Genomic DNA, 17,940 nt, shown 5'->3' with positions numbered 1-17,940 from the left:
ATCAGCTGATCGGCGAGCCCGACTCAGCTGATCCGGAGCACGACCTTGCCCAGCGGGTGACCTGACTCGACTGCCGCGATCGCTTCGGGCGCGTCCTGGAAAGCCACCACGCTGGTGACTTGCGGGTTCAGCGTGCCCTCGGCAGCCAGCCGCCCGACCTCGGCCAGCACCCGGTCGCTGCGATCCCGGCGGATCGCCGCGCCGCCCAACTCCGCCACGGTCTCGGGGTCAGCAGCGCTGATCAACTTGCCGCGGTCGGTGAGCAGCCCGGCAACCGCGGCCAGCGCCGAGCCGCCGATCAGGTCGAAATTGCGTCTACTCCGTCGGGCAGCACTGCGCGAAGCCGCTCGGACACCCCGTCGCCGTAGTCGACCAGGCTCGCGCCCAGGGACTCGACCAGGGCCTGCTTGCCCGGGCTGCCGGTTCCTACGACGTGGATGCCCTGGTTGCGGGCGAGCTGGGCGGCAGCGACGCCGACCCCACCGCCGATACCGGTGATCAGCAGCGTCTGCCCGGCGGCCAGGTCCAGTTGCGCCAGGCCGTCGTAGGCGGTGGTGGCCGACACCGGCAGCGCCGCGGCGTCGATGAAGCTGATCGGTGGCGGCTTGGCCACCATCGCGTCCTGGTCTGCGACGGTGTACTCGCAGAACGCGCCGTGGCCGGCCGCCGGCCAGCCGAATACCTCGTCGCCCACTGAGAATCGCTCGACATCCGAACCGACCTCCGCGATGACGCCGGACACCTCGCTGCCGAACTCGGAGGGCAGGTCACGGCTCTTGAACTGCTTGAACCAGCCGCTGCGCACCTTGTGGTCGACCGGGTTCACCCCGGCCGCCCGCACCGCGACCAGGACCTGGCCGGGTCCCGGTCGGGGCAGGTCGACCTCGGCGAACTCCTGGGTCTCTGGACCGCCGTACTCCCGGAAGCGAAAAACCTTGGGCACGAGAGGAACCTTTCTTTCGTCACGATGCGCTGGGTCGCCAAGGGAAACCGGCTGGGCGCATCACGAGTATTCCGGGTGACGGCCGAGCCGGAAGCCGGGCCTTCGGGCAGGCCGAAGATTCCTAGACGTTCCGGCTGGCTGGTGTGCGTGCGCTGCCGACAACCGGTCGGTGAGCTAGCATGAGAACCGCTCGGCACAGAGCGTTTGAACGCCGCCCGCGGCCTGACCTTGCAGTACGAGTCTTCGCGGGCCCTGCGTCAGGATGCCGCCCATGTCCGTCCTCTTGTCAGACAACCGTCTCATTCCCGCCGAGGGTTTCCGGTGAGGTTGCCCATCGCTCGCGGGCCGCTGACTGACGAGCTGATCAGCGCGTTGCGCCGGCCGGCGGGCTCGGTGCGGCTGTTCGGCGCCGGTCTGGCACTGGATCCGCCGGCAGCGGTCCTGGCCGATGACGATCTGCAACTGGGGCTCTGGACCTGTTATGAGCTGCACTACGGCGGTTTCACCGACGCCCAGCCGGGCTGGGAGTGGGAACCGGAGCTGATGTCGTGGACCAGGGCCTTGGAGGACCTGTTCAGCTCAGCGCTACGCGGCTGCGTCCGTCTCGAGCCGGCACCGGCCGGGAATTCGATCGCCGACCGGCTGCGGGCTCTGATCGACGCCGACAGCGGTCCTGAACTCTCCCGTCAGCTGCAGTCCAGCGCCACTGCCGAGGAGTTCCGGGAATTCGTCACGCACCGCTCGATCTACCATCTGAAAGAGGCCGATCCGCACAGCTGGGCGATCCCGCGACTGCGCGGCAAGGCCAAGGCCGCGCTGGTAGAGATCCTGTCCGACGAGTACGGCGCCGGTTCGGTGAGCCGGATGCACTCGGAGCTGTTCCGGGCGACCATGCGCAGTCTCGGCCTGGACGACAGCTACGGCCACTACCTCGACCAGGTGCCCGGAGTCACGCTGGCGATCAACAACCTGATGTCCTATTTCGGCCTGCACCGGGAGAACCGCGGCGCCCTGGCCGGGCACCTCGCCGCCTTCGAGATGACCTCCTCGACCCCCAATCGCCGTTACGGCAAAGGCCTGCGGCGCCTGGGCGGGGACGCCACGGCCACCCGGTTCTACGACGAGCATGTGACCGCCGACGCCCTGCACGAGCAACTGGCGGCGCATGACCTGTGCGGCTCGCTGGTGGCCGACGAGCCGGAACTGGCCGACGACGTCCTGTTCGGCGCCGCCTGCGCGTTGCACCTGGACAACGTCTTCGCCGAGCACCTGCTCAGCTGCTGGACAACGGGAAGCTCCTCACTGCGCACGGCCGAAACCGAGCGACCCGCCGACCGGGACGTCGTGAGCACCACTGGCGCCGGGGCCGTGGCCGGGTGACTGCGCAGTGATGGCCCTGAATTACATCCTTCCCATCAAATCCGATCAGGGCCGTGACATCGGCGAACTGGCGGGCTATCTCAATCAGCTGAGCGAATCCGCGCAGGTGATAGTGGTCGACGGATCGCCGCCGGAGGTCTTCGACGCTCACCGCGCGCTGCTGAATTCTGCAGTCACCCATGTCCGTCCCGCTGACGACGTTCGGTTTCGCAACGGCAAGGTGAACGGGGTGGTCACCGGGTTTCGGCTGTGCGGTTCGGACAAGGTGGTCATCGCCGACGACGACGTGCGCTACGAGCCGGCCCAGCTTCACCGGGTGGAGCTGGCTCTGGACACCGCCGAACTGGTACGCCCGCAGAACTACTTCCGGCCGCTGCCCTGGCATGCCCGTTGGGACACCGCTCGTTCGCTGCTGAATCGCGCGGTGATCGGTGCTGACTTTCCCGGAACGCTGGCGTTGCGGCTGAGCCCGCAGCTGCGAGCGGCCGGCTACGACGGCGATGTGCTCTTCGAGAACCTGGAATTGATCCGCACGGTCCGCGCTGCCGGTGGCCGGGAACGGCTGATGCTCGACCTGTACGTGCGGCGGTTGCCGCCGAGCACCCGGCACTTCGCCCGGCAGCGGGTCAGGCAGGCCTATGACAGTTTTGCCCAACCCGGTCGGATGATTCTCGAGCTGGCGCTGCTGCCGGCCTTCGTGCTGCTCCGGCGGCGGCCACTACCGCTGGCCGCGTTGCTGGGCGCGGCGGTGGGTCTGGCCGAGATCGGCCGGCGCCGGGACCAGGGCCGGGCCGTCTTCGCGCCCGGCTCGGTCTGGTTCACCCCGGCATGGCTTGCCGAACGCTCGGTCTGCTCGTGGCTGGCGTTGGCCACCCGGGTGCTGTTCGGCGGAGTGCGTTATTCCGGCGGGCGGATCTGGCGCGCGGCGCACTCGGTCTCTGAGTTACGCCAGCGCGGCAACCAGCGGGCCGACTGAGTTCAGCCCGGTCCGGCGCGGCCGATGGTCGCCGCCAGCTTGTGACTGCCGTCGCAGAACGGTTTGAGAGCCGAGCGGCCGCACCGGCACAGCGCGACGGTCTTGCCGCTGCGTGGGATGGGGGTGCCGTCCAGCTCGCAGAGCTCGAAGGCGCCTCGCACGATCAGCGGCCCGTCCGGATACGGCGTGATGGTCACCGGCGGTTCGCTGAGCTCCGTCATGGGTTTCCCTTCACTCGTTCCGGTGCGCTCATGTCACCGTAGTCGACCGGACGCGCAGGGGCGCCCGCCCGGCAGGCCCGGTCCAACGTCCGGGCGATGACCGCCGCTCCCGGCGCCGTTCGCAGCTCCTCCAGGGTCAACGGCAGCGGCACGGACCAGTTCTGCTCCCGGATGGTTCCGGGCAGGTTCGGCCTCAACTCGACGCCGGCCGCGTCCTCCAGGGTGGCGGCAAGCAGCCGTGACGGCGCCTGCGCCAACACCCGGTACGCCGCGCCGATCACGTCCTCGGCGCTGGCGTCGGCCGGCATGGCGGTCAGCTCGGCCAGGTGATCGCGCAGTTGCTCGGTGCTCGCGGCGTCGGCGTCCAGGCCGTTAGCGCGCTGATCGGCGAGGTCGGTCCCGGTCCACAAGCCGGCCACGGTGGGCAGGTCATGGGTGCTCACCGCCGCCAGCGCCGTGACCGGCCAGGCCGCGGGCGGTTCCTGCTCGAACCACAACAGCCGGTAGGACAGGATATTGCGGGCTTCCATCTCCTCGCGCAGCCCCGGCGCCACGGTTCCCAGATCCTCTCCCACCACCACCGCCTGGAACCGGTGGCTCTCCAGCGCCACGATCTCGAGCAGGTCGTGCACGGGATAGTGGACGTACCCACCCTCCGTCGGCGGGCAGTCCCGCGGAATCCACCAGAGCCTGAGCAGCCCCATGACGTGATCGATGCGCAGCCCGCCGTGCTGTGCCAGCGTGGACCGGATGGCCTCGATGAAGGGCTGGTAGCCGGCCTGCCGCAACCGCCACGGCACGAACGGGTGCAGCCCCCAGTCCTGCCCGCTGAGGTTGAACGGATCCGGCGGGGCGCCCACCGCCACTCCCTCGGCCATCACCTCCTGCCAGGACCAGGCGTCCGCGCCGTTGGGGTCGACCCCGATCGGCAGGTCCTGGATGACCGCGACGCCCGGTGCCAGGTCGGCCAGTTGGAGGGCGAGCGCCCATTGCAACCAGGCGTGAAAGCTGATGGCCGGGGCGGCCTCATCCTGGAACCGCAGCACCGCGGGGCCGTCCGGCCGGCGCAGTTCCACCGGCCAGTCCCGCCATTCGGGTCCGTGCGCCTCAGCCAGCGCGCACCAGGTAGCGAACCGCTCGAGGGTATGGTCCTGGCCGGCCCGCCAGGTGGCGAAGCGATGATCCGAGCCCGCCTGGGCGAACACCCGGTGCAGCGCCGAGCGCTTGATCCGCCACACCGCGTCCCGGTCGATCAACGAACCGGTGTTGGCGGCGCGGCCGGCCTGCTGGAAATCGCGCAGGTCCACCCGGTCAGCGCCGGGCACGTCCTCGACCCGCAGGTAGATCGGATTGCGAAAGGCCCTGCTGGTCGGGAAGTACGGGCTGGCCTGCTGCGGAAAGGTCGGCGCGACCGCGTGCAACGGGTTGACCAGCACGAAGCCGGCGCCCTGCTCGGCCGCCCACTCGGTCAGCGCGCGAAGGTCGCCCAGGTCTCCGATCCCCCAACTGAGCCGGGATCGGGCGGCGTACAGCTGGACGGTCCAACCCCAGGCGCGCCCGTCGGGCAGGTGGCAGCGGCCCGGGCCCACGATCAGCCGCCGTTGCCGGCCGGCCGGCCCGATCAGGGCGTGGTAGCCCAGTGGGCAGTCCTGCGGAACGACGCCGTCGATCGCCAGCGAGCCGCCGCCTTCCAGCAGCAGCCGGCCCGCTGCCGGCACCGGTTGACCGCGGCGTGCGACGATCGGCCCGCTGTCCCGCGCGTCGTCCGGCGGCACGCCCAGCGAACGGTTCAGTCGCTCGATCGTCGCCGCCGCGATGCTGTGCGGCGCGCCACCGGAGTCCAGGTAGGTCTGCGCGATGGGTTGACTCGGCTCTTGCAGGATCATCTGTCGCGGCCTCGAAGATCGCTCTGGCCGGACAGCTACCGGGGTTTGCGGGCCGGGCCGGCACTAGCAGTATGCCTGGCGCCGCCGAAGGCGAGGCTCAACCGGTGGCAGGCCCGGCGGTCCGAGGGTGTGCGGCGCTCAATCCGAGCCGGTGGCCGACGCCGCGCATCTGGTAGTCGAAGTAGCTCTGGTAGTCGTTGACGACGGTGCGCAACTGTCCGAAGAGTTCGAAGCTGACGCTGCCGACGAGCTCGGTCCAGGCCAGCGCCAGGTGGGCGAGCTGGAACTCGGTCAGGGCCGGCGCCACGCTGTCGCGCCACGTTTTGAGATCAGCCCGCAAGGCCCGAGGGATCGCACGGTCATCGGCCACCGGGCCGAGACCGGCCAGCGCCGCGTCCGTCAGGATCTGCGCCAGCGACAGCGGAATCCGCGCTGCGGGATCGATCGTGCCGGTGGGTAGCCGGTACTCCGGGGCGGGGCTGCCGAAGATCAGCGCGTACTGCCGCGGCTGGGCCAGGGCCCAGGTTCGGGTAGCGGTGGCCACCGCCAGCCAGCGGCCCATCAGGTTGCGGCGCCGGACCGCCGACTCGGCAGCCTCGACGGCGTCGCCCAGCGCGTCGTAGGCATCGAGGATCAACGCGGTGAGCAGCTCGTCCCGGCTGGGGAAGTACCGGTACATCGCGGAAGACACCATGCCCAGCTCTCGTGCCACCGCGCGCAGCGACAACCCGGCCGGGCCGTGCTCGGCGAGCTGGCGCCGGGCGGTCAGCTTGATCTCGCGGATCAGCTCCTCGCGAACCCTGACCCGCGCGCTCGCCCTCACCCTCACCACCCCTCCCACTATGCACCAGAGTGCGAGCACTGGCAACAAACAAGAGCACCGATCTCGTTCAACAGGCGCCCTGCGGGGAGGTGAGCACCTGTGTCAGAGAGTGACCACTCGTGCCCGTCTAGTAATCAAAATCAGGGCCTCAGCACCTCGCATGTGGTTCAGGTGATCCGGGTTCTGGCGCTAATACATTGCCACCATTTACCCGCAGCTCACTGAAAGCGCTCTACACTTTGCCTGGGTTCGAACCGGATAGCCCTTGCGCTCGGCGCTGAGCCAAGTGCAGATACGTCCGAAACACGGACCGCTCCGGAGGTAACCATGCCAGTCCTATCCACTCCCCTGACGGAACTGCTATCTGCCACAGCTCGCCCGTCGATCACCTCGTCCACAGCAGACTTGACGGGGTTGATGCGCCGGCTCGAGCCGGCGGCTGATCCGGCAGCGGTCTTCAAGAGCTTGACCCGGGTACTGGTTCCGCTGCTCTGCGATTCCAGCACGGTCTGGCTCGCCACCGCCGGGCAGCGGCCCAGCCAGATCAGCTTTCGGGTGGCAGACAGCGACGGCTACGAGCAATGGGCCGGCCCGGACGCGATCACGCCAGGCGAGCCCGGCGCGACCTGGCCCGCGGGCCTGGCCGGTGATGACACCGTGGTCGTGCCGATCAACCCCTCGACCGTCATCGGGCAGGTCGACTACCGCGGCGTGCTGACGATGAGCTTTCACGGCCCACGGCCGACCTTGTCGCATCTGCTGATCGGGCACCTGCTGGTCGAGCGTGCGATCGCGCTGGTGCAACGCGAACAGCTGGCAGCCAAGGTCGAGAACCTGCACCGCGCGCTCAGCACCAACCGTGAGATAGGCGCCGCCATGGGCATCCTGATGGCCCGGCACACGCTGACCAGCGACCAGGCCTTCGACCTGTTGCGCCGCACCAGCCAGCGGGCACACCGCAAGATCGTCGCCATCGCCACCGAGGTGATCGAGACCGGGTTGCTCGAGCTGCCGCCCGGTGTCGAATTGCTGGAGCAGCGTCCGACACCCCGACCGCCGCGGCGCGGGCAGCACCTGCGATTGGCACGCTGAGCCGAGCTCGACCCAACTTCGGCGTGTCGTAGTCCTCGACCGTTCCTGCTGGTGTGCACTGGGCAAGATCCTGCCCGAGTCCACCGGATGGAGTGAGCATGGCTGGCCGAAGCCTGACGCTGGCGCTGCTCGCGCTTGCCGGTGCGATGGCCGGTTGCGTATCCAGCACCGAGCGATCCGAGGTGCAGTCGGTCGCCGCCGAGTTCGTCACCGCGGTTCAGGATCGCAACGGCTCGGCAGCCTGCGCGCTGCTGACCTCTGAAGCCGAGGAGTCAGCGTCCGGCGCCACCGACGTGCCCTGCACGACAGCGGTCCTCAACATCGAAGAGAGCGGCAACCAGGTGCACGGCACCCAGATCTGGGGTGACGCCGCGCAGGTGAAGCTGGGAAGCGACACCGTGTTCCTGCGACGGATGCCTGCTGGTTGGCAGGTCCAGGCCGCCGGTTGCCAGTCCCGGCCAGGAGCGGCGTATGACTGCGAAATCCAAGGCTGAGCGATGAGGACGACCTTCTTCGGCATCGCGTCATTCGTCTTTCTAAGCCTGGTCTACCTCATCGTCATCGGGGTGCTGCACCGGTGAGCCGGCCGAGCCGCTATTTCAAGGAAAACGGCTTGACCCTGGCCTTCGTGGGGCTGCTGCTGGCAGCGCTGGTCGGACAGGCGTTCGCCGGCGTCACCGAGCTCAACGGCGAGCAGCGGGCAACGGGCGGCGCGACGCTCAGCCTCGTCGAGTACCTGCTGTCGTCCCAGTTCGCGGTCGACGTCGCGGAGAACTGGCAATCGGAGTACCTGCAATTCGCGCTCTACATCGTTGCCACCACCTGGCTGGTCCAGCGCGGGTCCAGCGAGTCCAAGAAGCTCGACCAGGTCGGCACGGACAGCGACAAGGAGCAGAAGGTCGGCCGCTACGCCGAATCTGACTCGCCGGCCTGGGCCCGGGCCGGGGGCTGGCGAACGGCGCTCTACGGGCGATCCCTCGGTTTCATCATGACCTTCTTCTTCGTCATGTCCATGCTGGCGCAGTCGATCGCCGGCCGGGCCGCGTTCAACGGCCAGCTGCTCGAGCGCTACCAGGACACCTTGAGCTGGTCTGACTACATCACCTCAGCCGACTTCTGGAACCGCACCTTTCAGAACTGGCAGTCGGAATTCCTGGCGGTCGCGTCGATGGCTGCCTTCGCGATCTACCTTCGGCAGCGCGGATCACCGGAGTCCAAGCTGGTGGGCGCCCCGCATGACGCCACCGCCGAGGATCCCTGAGCCCTGCTAGCAGTCGCAGCTGGCCGCTGACAGGGGCGCGGTCAGCGGGTCGATCGGCCCGTTCACGATGCCTTCGCGGCTGCCCGCCTGACTGGAGGACCTGCTCAACGGCGGCGCCGGCGTTGAGGTTAGCCTCGAAGGCAGGACCCCGAGAGGAGCAAGCGCAGATGAGCGACGAGTCGAACACGCACCCGGCAGGTGAAGGCCTCAGCGATGAGGAAATGGTCCGGCAGGTGGCGGGTCAGACCGCCAGTGACCTCAAGTACAGCGACGTCTTCGAGCGGGAATCCGAGGGCGCCACGACCGACGTCGAGGCCGCCAAGGCATCGGGTGAGGAACTCGCCGGCGGCTGATCGGCGGCGGTGAGCACCATCATCCGCGGCGGGTGAGACCACCGGTCATCCGCGGCGGGTGAGGGGCGGGCGCCGCTGCCGGTGCGGGTCAGCGCGATTCGAGCAACCGCCGCACCGCCGCCAGATCGGCAGCCACCGCTCCGGCGTCCCGCTTGAAATCGGTCTCGCTGACGCCCGGCTGCCGTCGCAACGTGAAGACCAGCTCGCACCCGTCGCCGTCGGCGATCACCCGCATCGGGTTGTAGAAGCGCTCGCCGGTGGCCAGGGTGACCCAGTGATCCAGAACCCCGTACGGGTTCTGCTCGACCATCGCCACCACGATCCGCCCGAGCGGTGACTCCGCGACCCACTGGCCATCGATCAACTCGATCGAGCTGCCCAGCCCGGCGGCCCACTGCGGCAGGTTCGCCGGCTGTGAGACGTAGTCATAGACCTCGGCGGCCGGCCGGTCGATCCGGATGCCGAGATGCCTGGATTCGGCTGCCATGGAAGGTGATTGTGCCGGGTCGTGGCGCTGGCCGTGGCGGCGCCCCGTGCCGGTGTCGAAGCCGGCCCGGCCCAACCGGTACAGCACGTGGTGGCGCAACAGATGCCCCGGTGGCAGCGCCGGATGCTCGAAGTCCTCGTCCGGATCGTGTCTCATGCCCAGCCGTCGCATCACAGCCCGCGAAGCGGCGTTGCCGCTTGCGGTGAAGCTGACGATCTCCGGCAATCCGAACTGCTCGAAGCCCACCCGCAGTGCCTGCCGGCCGGCCTCGGTGGCCAGCCCCTGACCCCAGGCCTGCCGGCTCAGCCGCCAGCCGACCTCGACAGCAGGGGTGAAGTGCGCCCGGAAGCGCGCGACGCTGAGACCGGTGAAGCCGATGAACTCGCCGGTGTCGATGCGTTCCAACGCCCACAGGCCGAAGCCGTCGGCCTCGAAACCGGCCTCGATCCGGTCCACGAAGGCATCGCTGGCGCTACGGTCCAGAACCGCCGGAAAGTGAGCCATCAGCTGCGGATCAGCGTTCATGGCGGCAAACGGCTCGCGGTCGGCCGGCCGCCAGCGGCGCATCACCAGCCGCTCGGTTCGCACGGCTGCCGCTGCCTGCCTAGCTGGAGGTCGGGAAGGAGTAGCTGGCCGCCGAGCTGGACTGGTGCTCGGGCCAGCGCGAGGTGACGACCTTGCCGCGGGTGTAGAAGGAGACGCCCTCAGCGCCGTGCACGTGCTTGTCGCCGAACAGCGAGTCCTTCCAGCCGCCGAAGGAGTAGTAGGCCATCGGAACCGGGATCGGGACGTTGATGCCGATCATCCCGACCTTGACGCCTCGCTGGAACCTGCGGGCGGCATCGCCGCTGGAGGTGAAGATGGCGGTGCCGTTGCCGTAGGGATTGGCGTTGATCAGCTCGATCGCCTCCTCGACCGTCTCGACCCGCAGCACCGACAGGACCGGGCCGAAGATCTCCTCGCGGTAGACGTCCATCGAGGTGGTCACCCCGTCGATCACCGTCGGGCCGACGAAGAAGCCGTCCTGGCCGCCTTCCACCCGCAACCCCCGGCCGTCGACGCTGAGCCGGGCGCCCTGCTCCGCGCCGCTGCCGATCAGCCCCTCGATGCGGTCCTTGGCGGCCTGGGTGATCACCGGGCCCATCTCACTGCCGCTCTCGCGGCCCGGGCCGACCTTCATCGCCCGGGCCCTCTCAGAGACGGCCTCGACCAGCTGGTCGGCTGCCGCACCCACCGCCACGGTCGCCGAGATCGCCATGCAACGCTCACCGGCCGAGCCGAAGGCGGCCGCCACCAGGTGGTCGGAGGCGAAGTCGAGGTCGGCGTCGGGCAGCACGACGGCATGGTTCTTGGCACCGCCCAGTGCCTGCACCCGCTTGCCGCTCGCGCTGGCCCGCTGGTGGATGTAGCGAGCGATCGGGGTGGACCCGACGAAGGAGACCGCGGCGACGTCGGCTGAGTCCAGCAGCGCGTCCACGGCTTCCTTGTCACCGTGCACCACGTTGAACACGCCGTCGGGCAGTCCCGCTTGCTGCCACAGCTCGGCGACCAGCAACGAGGCGGACGGGTCGCGTTCGCTGGGCTTGAGCACGAAGGTGTTGCCACAGGCGATCGCGACCGGATACATCCACATCGGGACCATCACCGGGAAGTTGAAGGGGGTGATGCCGGCGACCACGCCCAGCGGCTCACGGAAGGAGTAGGTGTCGATGCCCGCCGAGACCTGGTCTGAGTACTCGCCCTTGAGCAGGTGCGGGATGCCGCAGGCGAACTCGATGACCTCGAGGCCGCGTTGCACCTCACCGCGAGCGTCACTGAGAACCTTGCCGTGCTCGTCGGTGATCAGTCCGGCCAGTTCCTCGATGTGGTTGTTCACCAGCTCCCGAAAGGCGAAGAGGATCTTGGCACGCCGGCTCAGCGAGCTCTGGGACCAGTCGAGGAAGGCCGCGCCGGCCACCTGCACCGCGTCCTGGACCTCGGCCGCTGAGGCCAGCGCGACCTGGGCGTGCTGCTGGCCGGTGGCCGGGTTGAACACCGGCGCCCGGCGGCCTCCGGGCTCGGCGACCCGCTTGCCGCCGACCCAGTGCTCGATCGTTATGCTCATCGTCCGCCCTTCGCCGCGTCGTGGCGCTCAGCAAACCTCCCGGCTTCGGCTCATGTCAACCGCAGCCACCTCCGAGCGTCACAGCCAGTCACTGCTTGAACCCGCTTGATCCGCGCGGCTAAAGTCGAATGAGCTGGAAAAGCAGCCTGGTTTCTCCGAACCCGGATGCTGGCCATGATCTCTTCCTTCCACTACCCGCCGGCAGGCTTTCCACCCCCGCGTCGCCGGCCTACCCCCGACCAGCGGCAGGGACCCAGCATGCGCCAGCGCTGCTGGTGGTACGGGCACCGCTGGGACTACCGGATGAGCACCCAGCGGGTGATCATCGAGTTCCGCCAGTGCCGCCGTTGCGGCGAGGTCGAGGTCCAGGTCGGCTGACAGCTCGCGGTTGCCATCCTGGGCTTCTGAGCGGTGTCAGCTCGCCGGCTTCAGCAGCCCGCGCTCCTCGACTACGTCCAGCGCCAGGGTCCGGAAGCCCATGTCCTCGAACAGGACGACGACCCGGCCCGGCTCGTACTGCTGGACGATGCCGGTGCCCCACTCGGCGTGCCGGACCCGCTGGCTCAGGGCGAAGGGCTGATCCCCGACGGTGGTGGAGGTGCCGGCGTCGCAGTTGTCGCAGTTCTGGCAGGGCTCCGTCCGATCCTCGCCGAGCAGTTGCAGCAGCAGCCGGCGGCGGCAGTCATCGGTTTCGGCGTAGCGGCGGACCAGCTCGACCGCGGTCTGGGCCTGCACGCGGCGCTGCCGGACCGAGTGCTGGGCGGCCTCGACGGCGTTCCCGGCGACGTGGGGCTCGCAGACCCGGCGCAGGCTGCCGCGTTGCTCGGCCACCGCGCCCACGGCGATCAGGGCGTTGGCGGCCCGCCGAACCCGGGCGGTCGACAGGCCGGCTTGACCGGCCACCACGCTGAGCCTGGTAGGGCGGCTGTCCAGCGCGGCCAGCACCGCTGCCAGGTCATCGGCGGACGGGCCCTGGCCGGCGCTGAAGTAGCGGGCCAGGCCGTAGCCGTTGGGCCGGCTCAGCAGGATCGCGCGGGCCGGCTCACCGTCGCGTCCGGCGCGCCCGATCTGCTGGTAGTAGGCGTCGAGGTCTTCGGGCGGGTCGGCGTGCACGATCAGCCGCACGTCCGGCTTGTCGATGCCCAGGCCGAAGGCGTTGGTGGCCACCACGACCGGTGTCGAACCGTCCAGGAACGCGGCATGGGTGGCCTCGCGCAGCTTGCGCGCCATCGAGCCGTGGTAGTGCGCGGCGGCGATCCCGAGCCCGGTCACCGCCTCGGCCAGCTCCTCGCTGCGTCGACGGCTGGCGACGTAGACGATGGCAGCGCCCGCCCGGGTAGACGCATTGTCCTGCAACAGCTGGAGAACCTCGGCGTCGGCTGCTGGCGCGTCAGTCACCAACCGGCTGCTCAGCCAGATGTTCGGACGGTCGAACTCGCCGACGATCACTGCCGGCTCGGTCATCTTGAGCGCCTCGACGATCTCGCTACGAACCCGCGGCGAGGCGGTCGCGGTCAGCGCCAGCACGCGGGGCCGGCCCAGGGCGGCGATCACCGCCGGCAGGGTGAGGTAGTCCGGTCGGAAGTCGTGACCCCAGGAACTCACGCAGTGCGCCTCGTCCACGACGAACAGCGACACCCTGGTCGCGCTCAGCGCTCGCATCACCTCCTCGCGCGCCAGTTGCTCAGGTGAGAGCAGCAGGAACTCCAACTCCCCCGCCGCCATCCGTTCCAGCACGGAGCGCTGCTGCGCCGGGGTGAGCAGGCTGTTGAGGGCAGCCGCCGGTGGCCCGGCCGTGGACAGCGCCACCAGCTGGTCCTTCTGCAGGGCGACCGTCGGCGAGATGACCACCGTTGCCCCAGGCAGCAGCTGACCGGCCACCCGGTAGATCAGCGACTTTCCGGTGCCGGTGGCCAGCACGGCGAGGGTGTCTCGTTCGAGGGCGGCCTGCAGCGCTTCGGCCTGCCCGGGCCGCAGTTCGACGTCGCCGAGCAGCTCCCGGACCGTGGCCGATACTTCGCGCTCGGTGGGTGCGGTCCGGGTCATGTCCAGCCCGGGTGGCCGATCTCCGCGAGCCGATGCCTGGCCAGCCGTTCGGTGAGCTCGGGCAGCGCCTCCACCCGAGGCGCCTGGATGTCATCCAGGCAGCTGGCCACCACCTCGATGACGGTGGTCAGCGGCAGGCAGCATTCGTACTCGCGATAGAGCCGTTCGACGACGCCCGCGAGCAGGCTGCTCGTCGGCTGCGACAGCGTCGGGGACGCTGAAAGGACTGGTGTTGTGGACAGGTGCTTGGTAGGTGCTGGCAGCAAGGTTGTCACGGCTGATCCACTCTGCGGATCGTCACCTTGGTAGTCAGCTGCTGTGCTGGCAAGAACGCTGAATGCGAGCTACCCGCCGGCCACCGTGGGACGCCGAGGCTGCGTTCCCAGCCTGTGATACCACGGTAACTGATTCACGCGGCATTGACAACGAAGCGTGAGCGGGCGGCGGGCGGAGCGTCCCGGCTCAGCCCGCCGGTCGGTAGCGCTCTAGAACTGCCCGACCACGTCCACGAGCAGCAGCTGGGCCGGCGAGGCGGGCTGGGCCTGCTGGCCGCCGGCGGCGGGCTTGGCCGCGATCGCCGGCACCACGATCAGCGCGCGGCTGCCGATGTTGCGCCCGTTGAGCACGTTCGCCACCGTGAGCACGTTGCGCGCTTCCACCGTCTGCGGCGCCTTGCCCCAGGTCGACTGGGTGTTCTTGCCGGTGGCGGCGTCGGTCTGCACGACCTGCAGGACCAGGGTCTTGGCAGGGTCGATCTTGGCCCCGGAGCCGGACACCAGCAGCGTGCTGGTGGGTTTCGTGCCGATCTTGACGCCGGCCGTGCTGGTCACCGCCGGCGCTTTGGCAGGCACATTGGTGAGCTTGGGCAGCCCACTGGGCAGCTTGCTCACAGCGGTGCCGGGCGCCGAGGCGTCCGGCCGGTAGGTCGCGATCAGGTCGACGACGAAGACCAGCGTGTCGGTGCCGGTGATGCCGGCCTGGGACTGGCCCTGGCTGCCGTAGCCGTCGGCCGGCGGGATCGCCAGCAGCACCCGGCTGCCGAGCTTCTTACCGACCAGGGTCTTGTCCCAGCCGGGGATCACCGCGCCGGCGCCGATCACGAACGCGGCCGGCTTGCCCCGGTCGAAGGAGCTGTCGAAGACCTTCGCCTTGCCGCCCTTGGGCACCCAGGTCTGGCCGGTGTAGTTGGCCACCAGGGTGTCGCCCTTGGCCACGGTCGCGCCGGTGCCGGAGGTGAGGACCTGCTCGGAAAGCTGGCTGGGCGCCGGCTTGTCGGCCACGGTGACGACCGGCTTGACGCCGAAGCCGCCCTTGACCGACGCGTCGGCCACGCCCTGCACCGCGCTGGTGGCCGGGGACGCGGATCCTGACGTCGAGGCAGAGGCAGCGGCAGAGCCTGAGGTGGAAGGCGCAGCGTCAGGCTCGTCGCCGGAACCACAGGCGGTGAGCAGTGAAATAGGCAGGACCAAGGAGGCGAGCAGGAGGCGCGAACGAGAAAGCACAAAAACCCCAACCGGGTGAACAGTGACTGAGCAAACCCGACAAGCCTAACCCGGATTGCTGTGCGGCCCGACTTCTCGCTGCCGGCCGGCGCCCGCCCGGGTCGGATCAGAGGTGGTTCGGGTGCTCGAACTCCGGCTCGGCGGCCGGCTCGCCCTGCAAGGCGTCCAGGAAGGTCTGGGCCCAGTGCGCGACGTCATACTCCCGAACCCGCCGCCGCAACGACCGCATCCGCCGCCGGGCCTCCTGCGGCGAGATCCGCGCGGCGCGGACGATCGCGTCCTTGAGCCCGGCGATGTCGTGCGGGTTCACCAGGAAGGCGCTGCCGAGCTCGTCGGCGGCGCCGGTGAACTCGCTCAGCACCAGGGCGCCGGACTCGTCGTAGCGGCACGCCACGTACTCCTTGGCGACCAGGTTCATGCCGTCGCGCAGCGAGGTGACCAGCATGACGTCGGCGGCCAGGTAGAGCGCCGCCATCTCCTCCTGCGGGTAGGAGTGGTGCAGGTAGTGCACCGGGGCGCTGCCCACCTCGCCGAACTCGCCGTTGATCCGGCCGACGGTCACCTCGACCTCGTCGCGCAGCTTGCGGTACTGCTCGACCCGCTCCCGGCTGGGACTGGCCACCAGCACCAGGATGTCCTGCGGCGAGGTCAGCCGGCCTTCCTGCAAGAGCTCGCCATAAGCCTTGAGCCGGTGCGCGATTCCCTTGGTGTAGTCCAGCCGGTCCACGCCGAGCAGCACGGTCTGCGGGTGGCCGAGGGCCTGCCTGATCTCCGCCGCCCGGGCCTTGACCTCGGGCCGGCGGGCGATCGCCTCGAAGCCGGCCGAGTCGATCGAGATCGGAAAGGTCGCCGCCCGCACCGTCCGGTCGTCCTCGGCCGCCGCCGGACCGGCTCGCCGCCGGCCCGCGGAGTTGCCGACCGGGCCGCGAGACCCGTCACCGGGCCAGTCCCGCGGAACCCGCACCAGCGAGCCACGAGTGGTCAGCCCGGCGGCCCGGCGGCAGGCCCGCAAGAAGTTGGTGGCATCGCCGTGGCGCTGGAATCCCAGCAGGTCAGCTCCCAGCAGGCCCTCGATGATCTGGCGCCGCCATGGCAACTGGGCGAAGATCTCGTACCCGGGAAAGGGAATGTGGTTGAAGAACCCGATCCGCAGGTCCGGACGCCCGGCCCGCAGCATGCCCGGCACCAGTTGCAACTGGTAGTCCTGCACCCACACCACCGCCCCGTCGGCGGCCTGCTCGGCAGCAGTCCGGGCGAACCGCTGGTTGACCTTGACGTAGGCGTCCCACCACGCTCGCCTGAACCTCGGCGGGGCGATCACGTCGTGATACAGCGGCCATAACGTGTCGTTGGAGAATCCCTCGTAGTAATCGCGGATCTCCTCGCTGGACAGGCCCACACCGACCAACCGCATGCCGGCCTCGTCGAAGGGCTCCGGCGGCTCGCCGGGAGCTCCGGTCCAGCCGATCCAGGCGCCGTCGGCCTGCTGCATCACCGGTTGGAGCGCGCTCACCAGCCCGCCAGGACTGCGCCGCCAGGACACCTGGCCGTCCGGCTCCTCGACCCGGTCCAGCGGCAGCCGGTTGGCGACGACGACGAAGTCATAGTTCCCGCTCGACGGCGCCGAGGATCGGCCGCGGTGCTCCTGCGTTGTGCTGCTCATCAGGCCTTTGACTCCATGCGGCGCATCCGCCGCCTCCGTTAACGCGACAGCTACCTGGCTGGCTTAGCCCTCTCGACCATACGTGCCGGCTCACCCCCGATGGCCGGACGGGGGCGCGGGCCAGCCGTTGTGAGGCCCGGTAGGGCAGGTAGAAGTACCCTGATCCGCTTCGGCTTGCGGTGATACCGCACGCCCGGGCACAGTGACGCTCAGGTCGCGCGTCGCTGCAGCGCTGTCGCGGCTCAGGCCCGTCCGGCTCAAACCGAGAGCCGTTCGGGCCGACTTCACTCACGACGCGCCAAGTCCTGCCGGGTAGGGCTGGTTGGGGGCTACTGTTGAGGGGTCCTCTCGGCACGACGGCCGTTAGCTCATCACCTCGTCCGGCTACGGCCCTGTAGGCACCGCAGAGGGATCGCATGACCACTGACCAGCCCCAACTGCTGAGCCCGCACGCCTTGGCCGCCAGCTTCGCCGAACTGGCCCGCGAGCTGGCCGGGCACCACAGCGAGAACGACACCTGGACCGCGATCGTCAAGGCAGCCCTGCGGACGGTTCCCGGCGCCGAGGACGCCGACATCACCATCCTGCGCGGCGGCAAGTTCTCCACCGTGGCGCCGAGCAGTGACTTTCTCCGCCAGGTCGACGCCATCCAGTACGAGCTGACGTCGGGGCCCTGCGTCGACGCCATCCTGCAGCAGTGCGTCTTCCGCACCGGCGACCTCTCCTGCGATCCCCGGTGGCCGGAGTTCGGCCACCGGGCCGCCCACGAGCAAGGCGTGTTCAGCATGCTGGGGTTCCGGATGTACCTGGAGAACAACGACACCATCGGGGGGCTGAACCTGTACTCCACCCAGCGCGATGCCTTCGACAGCACCGCCGAGTTGACCGGCGGGATCATCGCCACCCACGCGGCGATCGCGATGTCCGGCGCCCAGCACCGCAACCAGGCCGAGCACCTGCGGCTGGCGCTGGAGTCCAACCGGCAGATCGGGGTGGCGATGGGAGTGCTGATGAGCCGCCAGCACGTCACCAAGCAGCAGGCCTTCGACCTGCTCCGGATCGCCAGCCAGCACACCCACCGCAAGCTGGCCGACATCGCGATGGACGTGTCCGAGACCGGCATCCTGGAGTTTCCGCAGCCGGTCCAAGCCACCTCGGCGTAACGGGAAGGATTCGGCGGCGGCACGGCCCGGCGCCGCGGCC

19 protein-coding genes are annotated in these 17,940 nt (G+C 69.4%); 8 read left to right on the top strand and 11 right to left on the bottom strand.

Annotation, left to right across the window (positions count from 1 at the left end; all coding sequences use genetic code 11):
* Window positions 1-23: 23 nt before the first annotated feature.
* Together VF557_16130 and VF557_16125 are read right to left on the bottom strand one after the other, a co-directional pair.
* A complete protein-coding gene (locus VF557_16130) occupies window positions 24-266 on the bottom strand; it encodes a zinc-binding dehydrogenase (GenBank protein HEX8081740.1) in 243 nt (80 codons plus the stop codon).
* A gap of 32 nt (window positions 267-298) precedes the next feature.
* Window positions 299-943, bottom strand: a complete 645-nt coding sequence (locus VF557_16125; protein HEX8081739.1) for an NADP-dependent oxidoreductase — start codon at window positions 941-943, stop codon at window positions 299-301.
* A 321-nt stretch (window positions 944-1,264) separates the two neighbouring features.
* On the opposite strand from VF557_16125, the gene VF557_16120 reads away from it, so the two are divergent.
* Both VF557_16120 and VF557_16115 read left to right on the top strand, forming a co-directional pair.
* Window positions 1,265-2,323, top strand: a complete 1,059-nt coding sequence (locus VF557_16120; GenBank protein HEX8081738.1) for an iron-containing redox enzyme family protein — start codon at window positions 1,265-1,267, stop codon at window positions 2,321-2,323.
* Window positions 2,324-2,330: 7 nt separating this feature from the next.
* The gene (locus VF557_16115; protein ID HEX8081737.1) at window positions 2,331-3,299 is read left to right on the top strand and encodes a hypothetical protein; all 969 of its coding nucleotides are present in this window, start codon (window positions 2,331-2,333) and stop codon (window positions 3,297-3,299) included.
* A gap of 2 nt (window positions 3,300-3,301) precedes the next feature.
* Here VF557_16115 and VF557_16110 read toward each other — a convergent pair whose 3' ends face one another.
* The 3 genes from VF557_16110 to VF557_16100 all read right to left on the bottom strand — a co-directional run bounded on the left by VF557_16110 (window position 3,302) and on the right by VF557_16100 (window position 6,229).
* Window positions 3,302-3,520 carry a CDGSH iron-sulfur domain-containing protein gene (locus VF557_16110; protein ID HEX8081736.1) on the bottom strand — a complete coding sequence of 73 codons (219 nt, stop codon included), beginning with the start codon at window positions 3,518-3,520 and terminating at the stop codon, window positions 3,302-3,304.
* A complete protein-coding gene (malQ, locus tag VF557_16105; protein HEX8081735.1) occupies window positions 3,517-5,406 on the bottom strand; it encodes a 4-alpha-glucanotransferase in 1,890 nt (629 codons plus the stop codon). The genes VF557_16110 and malQ overlap by 4 nt, the downstream gene beginning before the upstream one ends.
* 97 nt (window positions 5,407-5,503) lie before the next feature.
* Entirely contained in the window at window positions 5,504-6,229 is a 726-nt protein-coding gene (locus tag VF557_16100; protein ID HEX8081734.1) for a TetR/AcrR family transcriptional regulator, read from the bottom strand.
* Between the two features lie 405 nt (window positions 6,230-6,634).
* Between VF557_16100 and VF557_16095 the strand changes: the two genes are divergently transcribed.
* The 4 genes from VF557_16095 (at window position 6,635) to VF557_16080 (ending at window position 8,935) form a co-directional block, all read left to right on the top strand.
* Window positions 6,635-7,321, top strand: a complete 687-nt coding sequence (locus VF557_16095; protein HEX8081733.1) for an ANTAR domain-containing protein — start codon at window positions 6,635-6,637, stop codon at window positions 7,319-7,321.
* A gap of 98 nt (window positions 7,322-7,419) precedes the next feature.
* Window positions 7,420-7,815, top strand: a complete 396-nt coding sequence (locus VF557_16090; GenBank protein HEX8081732.1) for a hypothetical protein — start codon at window positions 7,420-7,422, stop codon at window positions 7,813-7,815.
* Between the two features lie 83 nt (window positions 7,816-7,898).
* A complete protein-coding gene (locus tag VF557_16085) occupies window positions 7,899-8,582 on the top strand; it encodes a DUF6766 family protein (GenBank protein HEX8081731.1) in 684 nt (227 codons plus the stop codon).
* 167 nt (window positions 8,583-8,749) lie between these two features.
* The gene (locus VF557_16080; GenBank protein ID HEX8081730.1) at window positions 8,750-8,935 is read left to right on the top strand and encodes a hypothetical protein; all 186 of its coding nucleotides are present in this window, start codon (window positions 8,750-8,752) and stop codon (window positions 8,933-8,935) included.
* An 88-nt stretch (window positions 8,936-9,023) separates the two neighbouring features.
* Here the strand turns inward: VF557_16080 and VF557_16075 are convergent, their stop codons facing one another.
* Together VF557_16075 and VF557_16070 are read right to left on the bottom strand one after the other, a co-directional pair.
* Window positions 9,024-10,010 (bottom strand): GNAT family N-acetyltransferase, encoded by a 987-nt coding sequence (locus tag VF557_16075; protein HEX8081729.1) that lies wholly within the window; start codon window positions 10,008-10,010, stop codon window positions 9,024-9,026.
* Between the two features lie 16 nt (window positions 10,011-10,026).
* A complete protein-coding gene (locus VF557_16070; GenBank protein HEX8081728.1) occupies window positions 10,027-11,526 on the bottom strand; it encodes a CoA-acylating methylmalonate-semialdehyde dehydrogenase in 1,500 nt (499 codons plus the stop codon).
* Between the two features lie 174 nt (window positions 11,527-11,700).
* On the opposite strand from VF557_16070, the gene VF557_16065 reads away from it, so the two are divergent.
* Window positions 11,701-11,904: a hypothetical protein gene (locus VF557_16065; protein HEX8081727.1), complete on the top strand. Its 204-nt coding sequence runs from the start codon at window positions 11,701-11,703 to the stop codon at window positions 11,902-11,904.
* 36 nt (window positions 11,905-11,940) lie between these two features.
* Here the strand turns inward: VF557_16065 and VF557_16060 are convergent, their stop codons facing one another.
* The 4 genes from VF557_16060 to VF557_16045 form a co-directional block, all read right to left on the bottom strand.
* Window positions 11,941-13,572 (bottom strand): RecQ family ATP-dependent DNA helicase, encoded by a 1,632-nt coding sequence (locus tag VF557_16060; protein HEX8081726.1) that lies wholly within the window; start codon window positions 13,570-13,572, stop codon window positions 11,941-11,943.
* A complete protein-coding gene (locus VF557_16055; GenBank protein HEX8081725.1) occupies window positions 13,569-13,847 on the bottom strand; it encodes a hypothetical protein in 279 nt (92 codons plus the stop codon). The genes VF557_16060 and VF557_16055 overlap by 4 nt, the downstream gene beginning before the upstream one ends.
* Before the next feature lie 210 nt (window positions 13,848-14,057).
* Window positions 14,058-14,903 carry an FKBP-type peptidyl-prolyl cis-trans isomerase gene (locus tag VF557_16050; protein HEX8081724.1) on the bottom strand — a complete coding sequence of 282 codons (846 nt, stop codon included), beginning with the start codon at window positions 14,901-14,903 and terminating at the stop codon, window positions 14,058-14,060.
* Window positions 14,904-15,180: 277 nt separating this feature from the next.
* Window positions 15,181-16,737 carry a trehalose-6-phosphate synthase gene (locus tag VF557_16045; GenBank protein HEX8081723.1) on the bottom strand — a complete coding sequence of 519 codons (1,557 nt, stop codon included), beginning with the start codon at window positions 16,735-16,737 and terminating at the stop codon, window positions 15,181-15,183.
* Between the two features lie 416 nt (window positions 16,738-17,153).
* Between VF557_16045 and VF557_16040 the strand changes: the two genes are divergently transcribed.
* Window positions 17,154-17,900: a GAF and ANTAR domain-containing protein gene (locus VF557_16040; protein ID HEX8081722.1), complete on the top strand. Its 747-nt coding sequence runs from the start codon at window positions 17,154-17,156 to the stop codon at window positions 17,898-17,900.
* Window positions 17,901-17,940: the final 40 nt, after the last annotated feature.

It is taken from the genome of Jatrophihabitans sp., assembly GCA_036389035.1.
Lineage (GTDB): Bacteria > Actinomycetota > Actinomycetes > Mycobacteriales > Jatrophihabitantaceae > Jatrophihabitans_A.
Note: the sequence above shows the minus strand (reverse complement) of the source record. Positions and strands in the feature narration are given on the sequence as shown.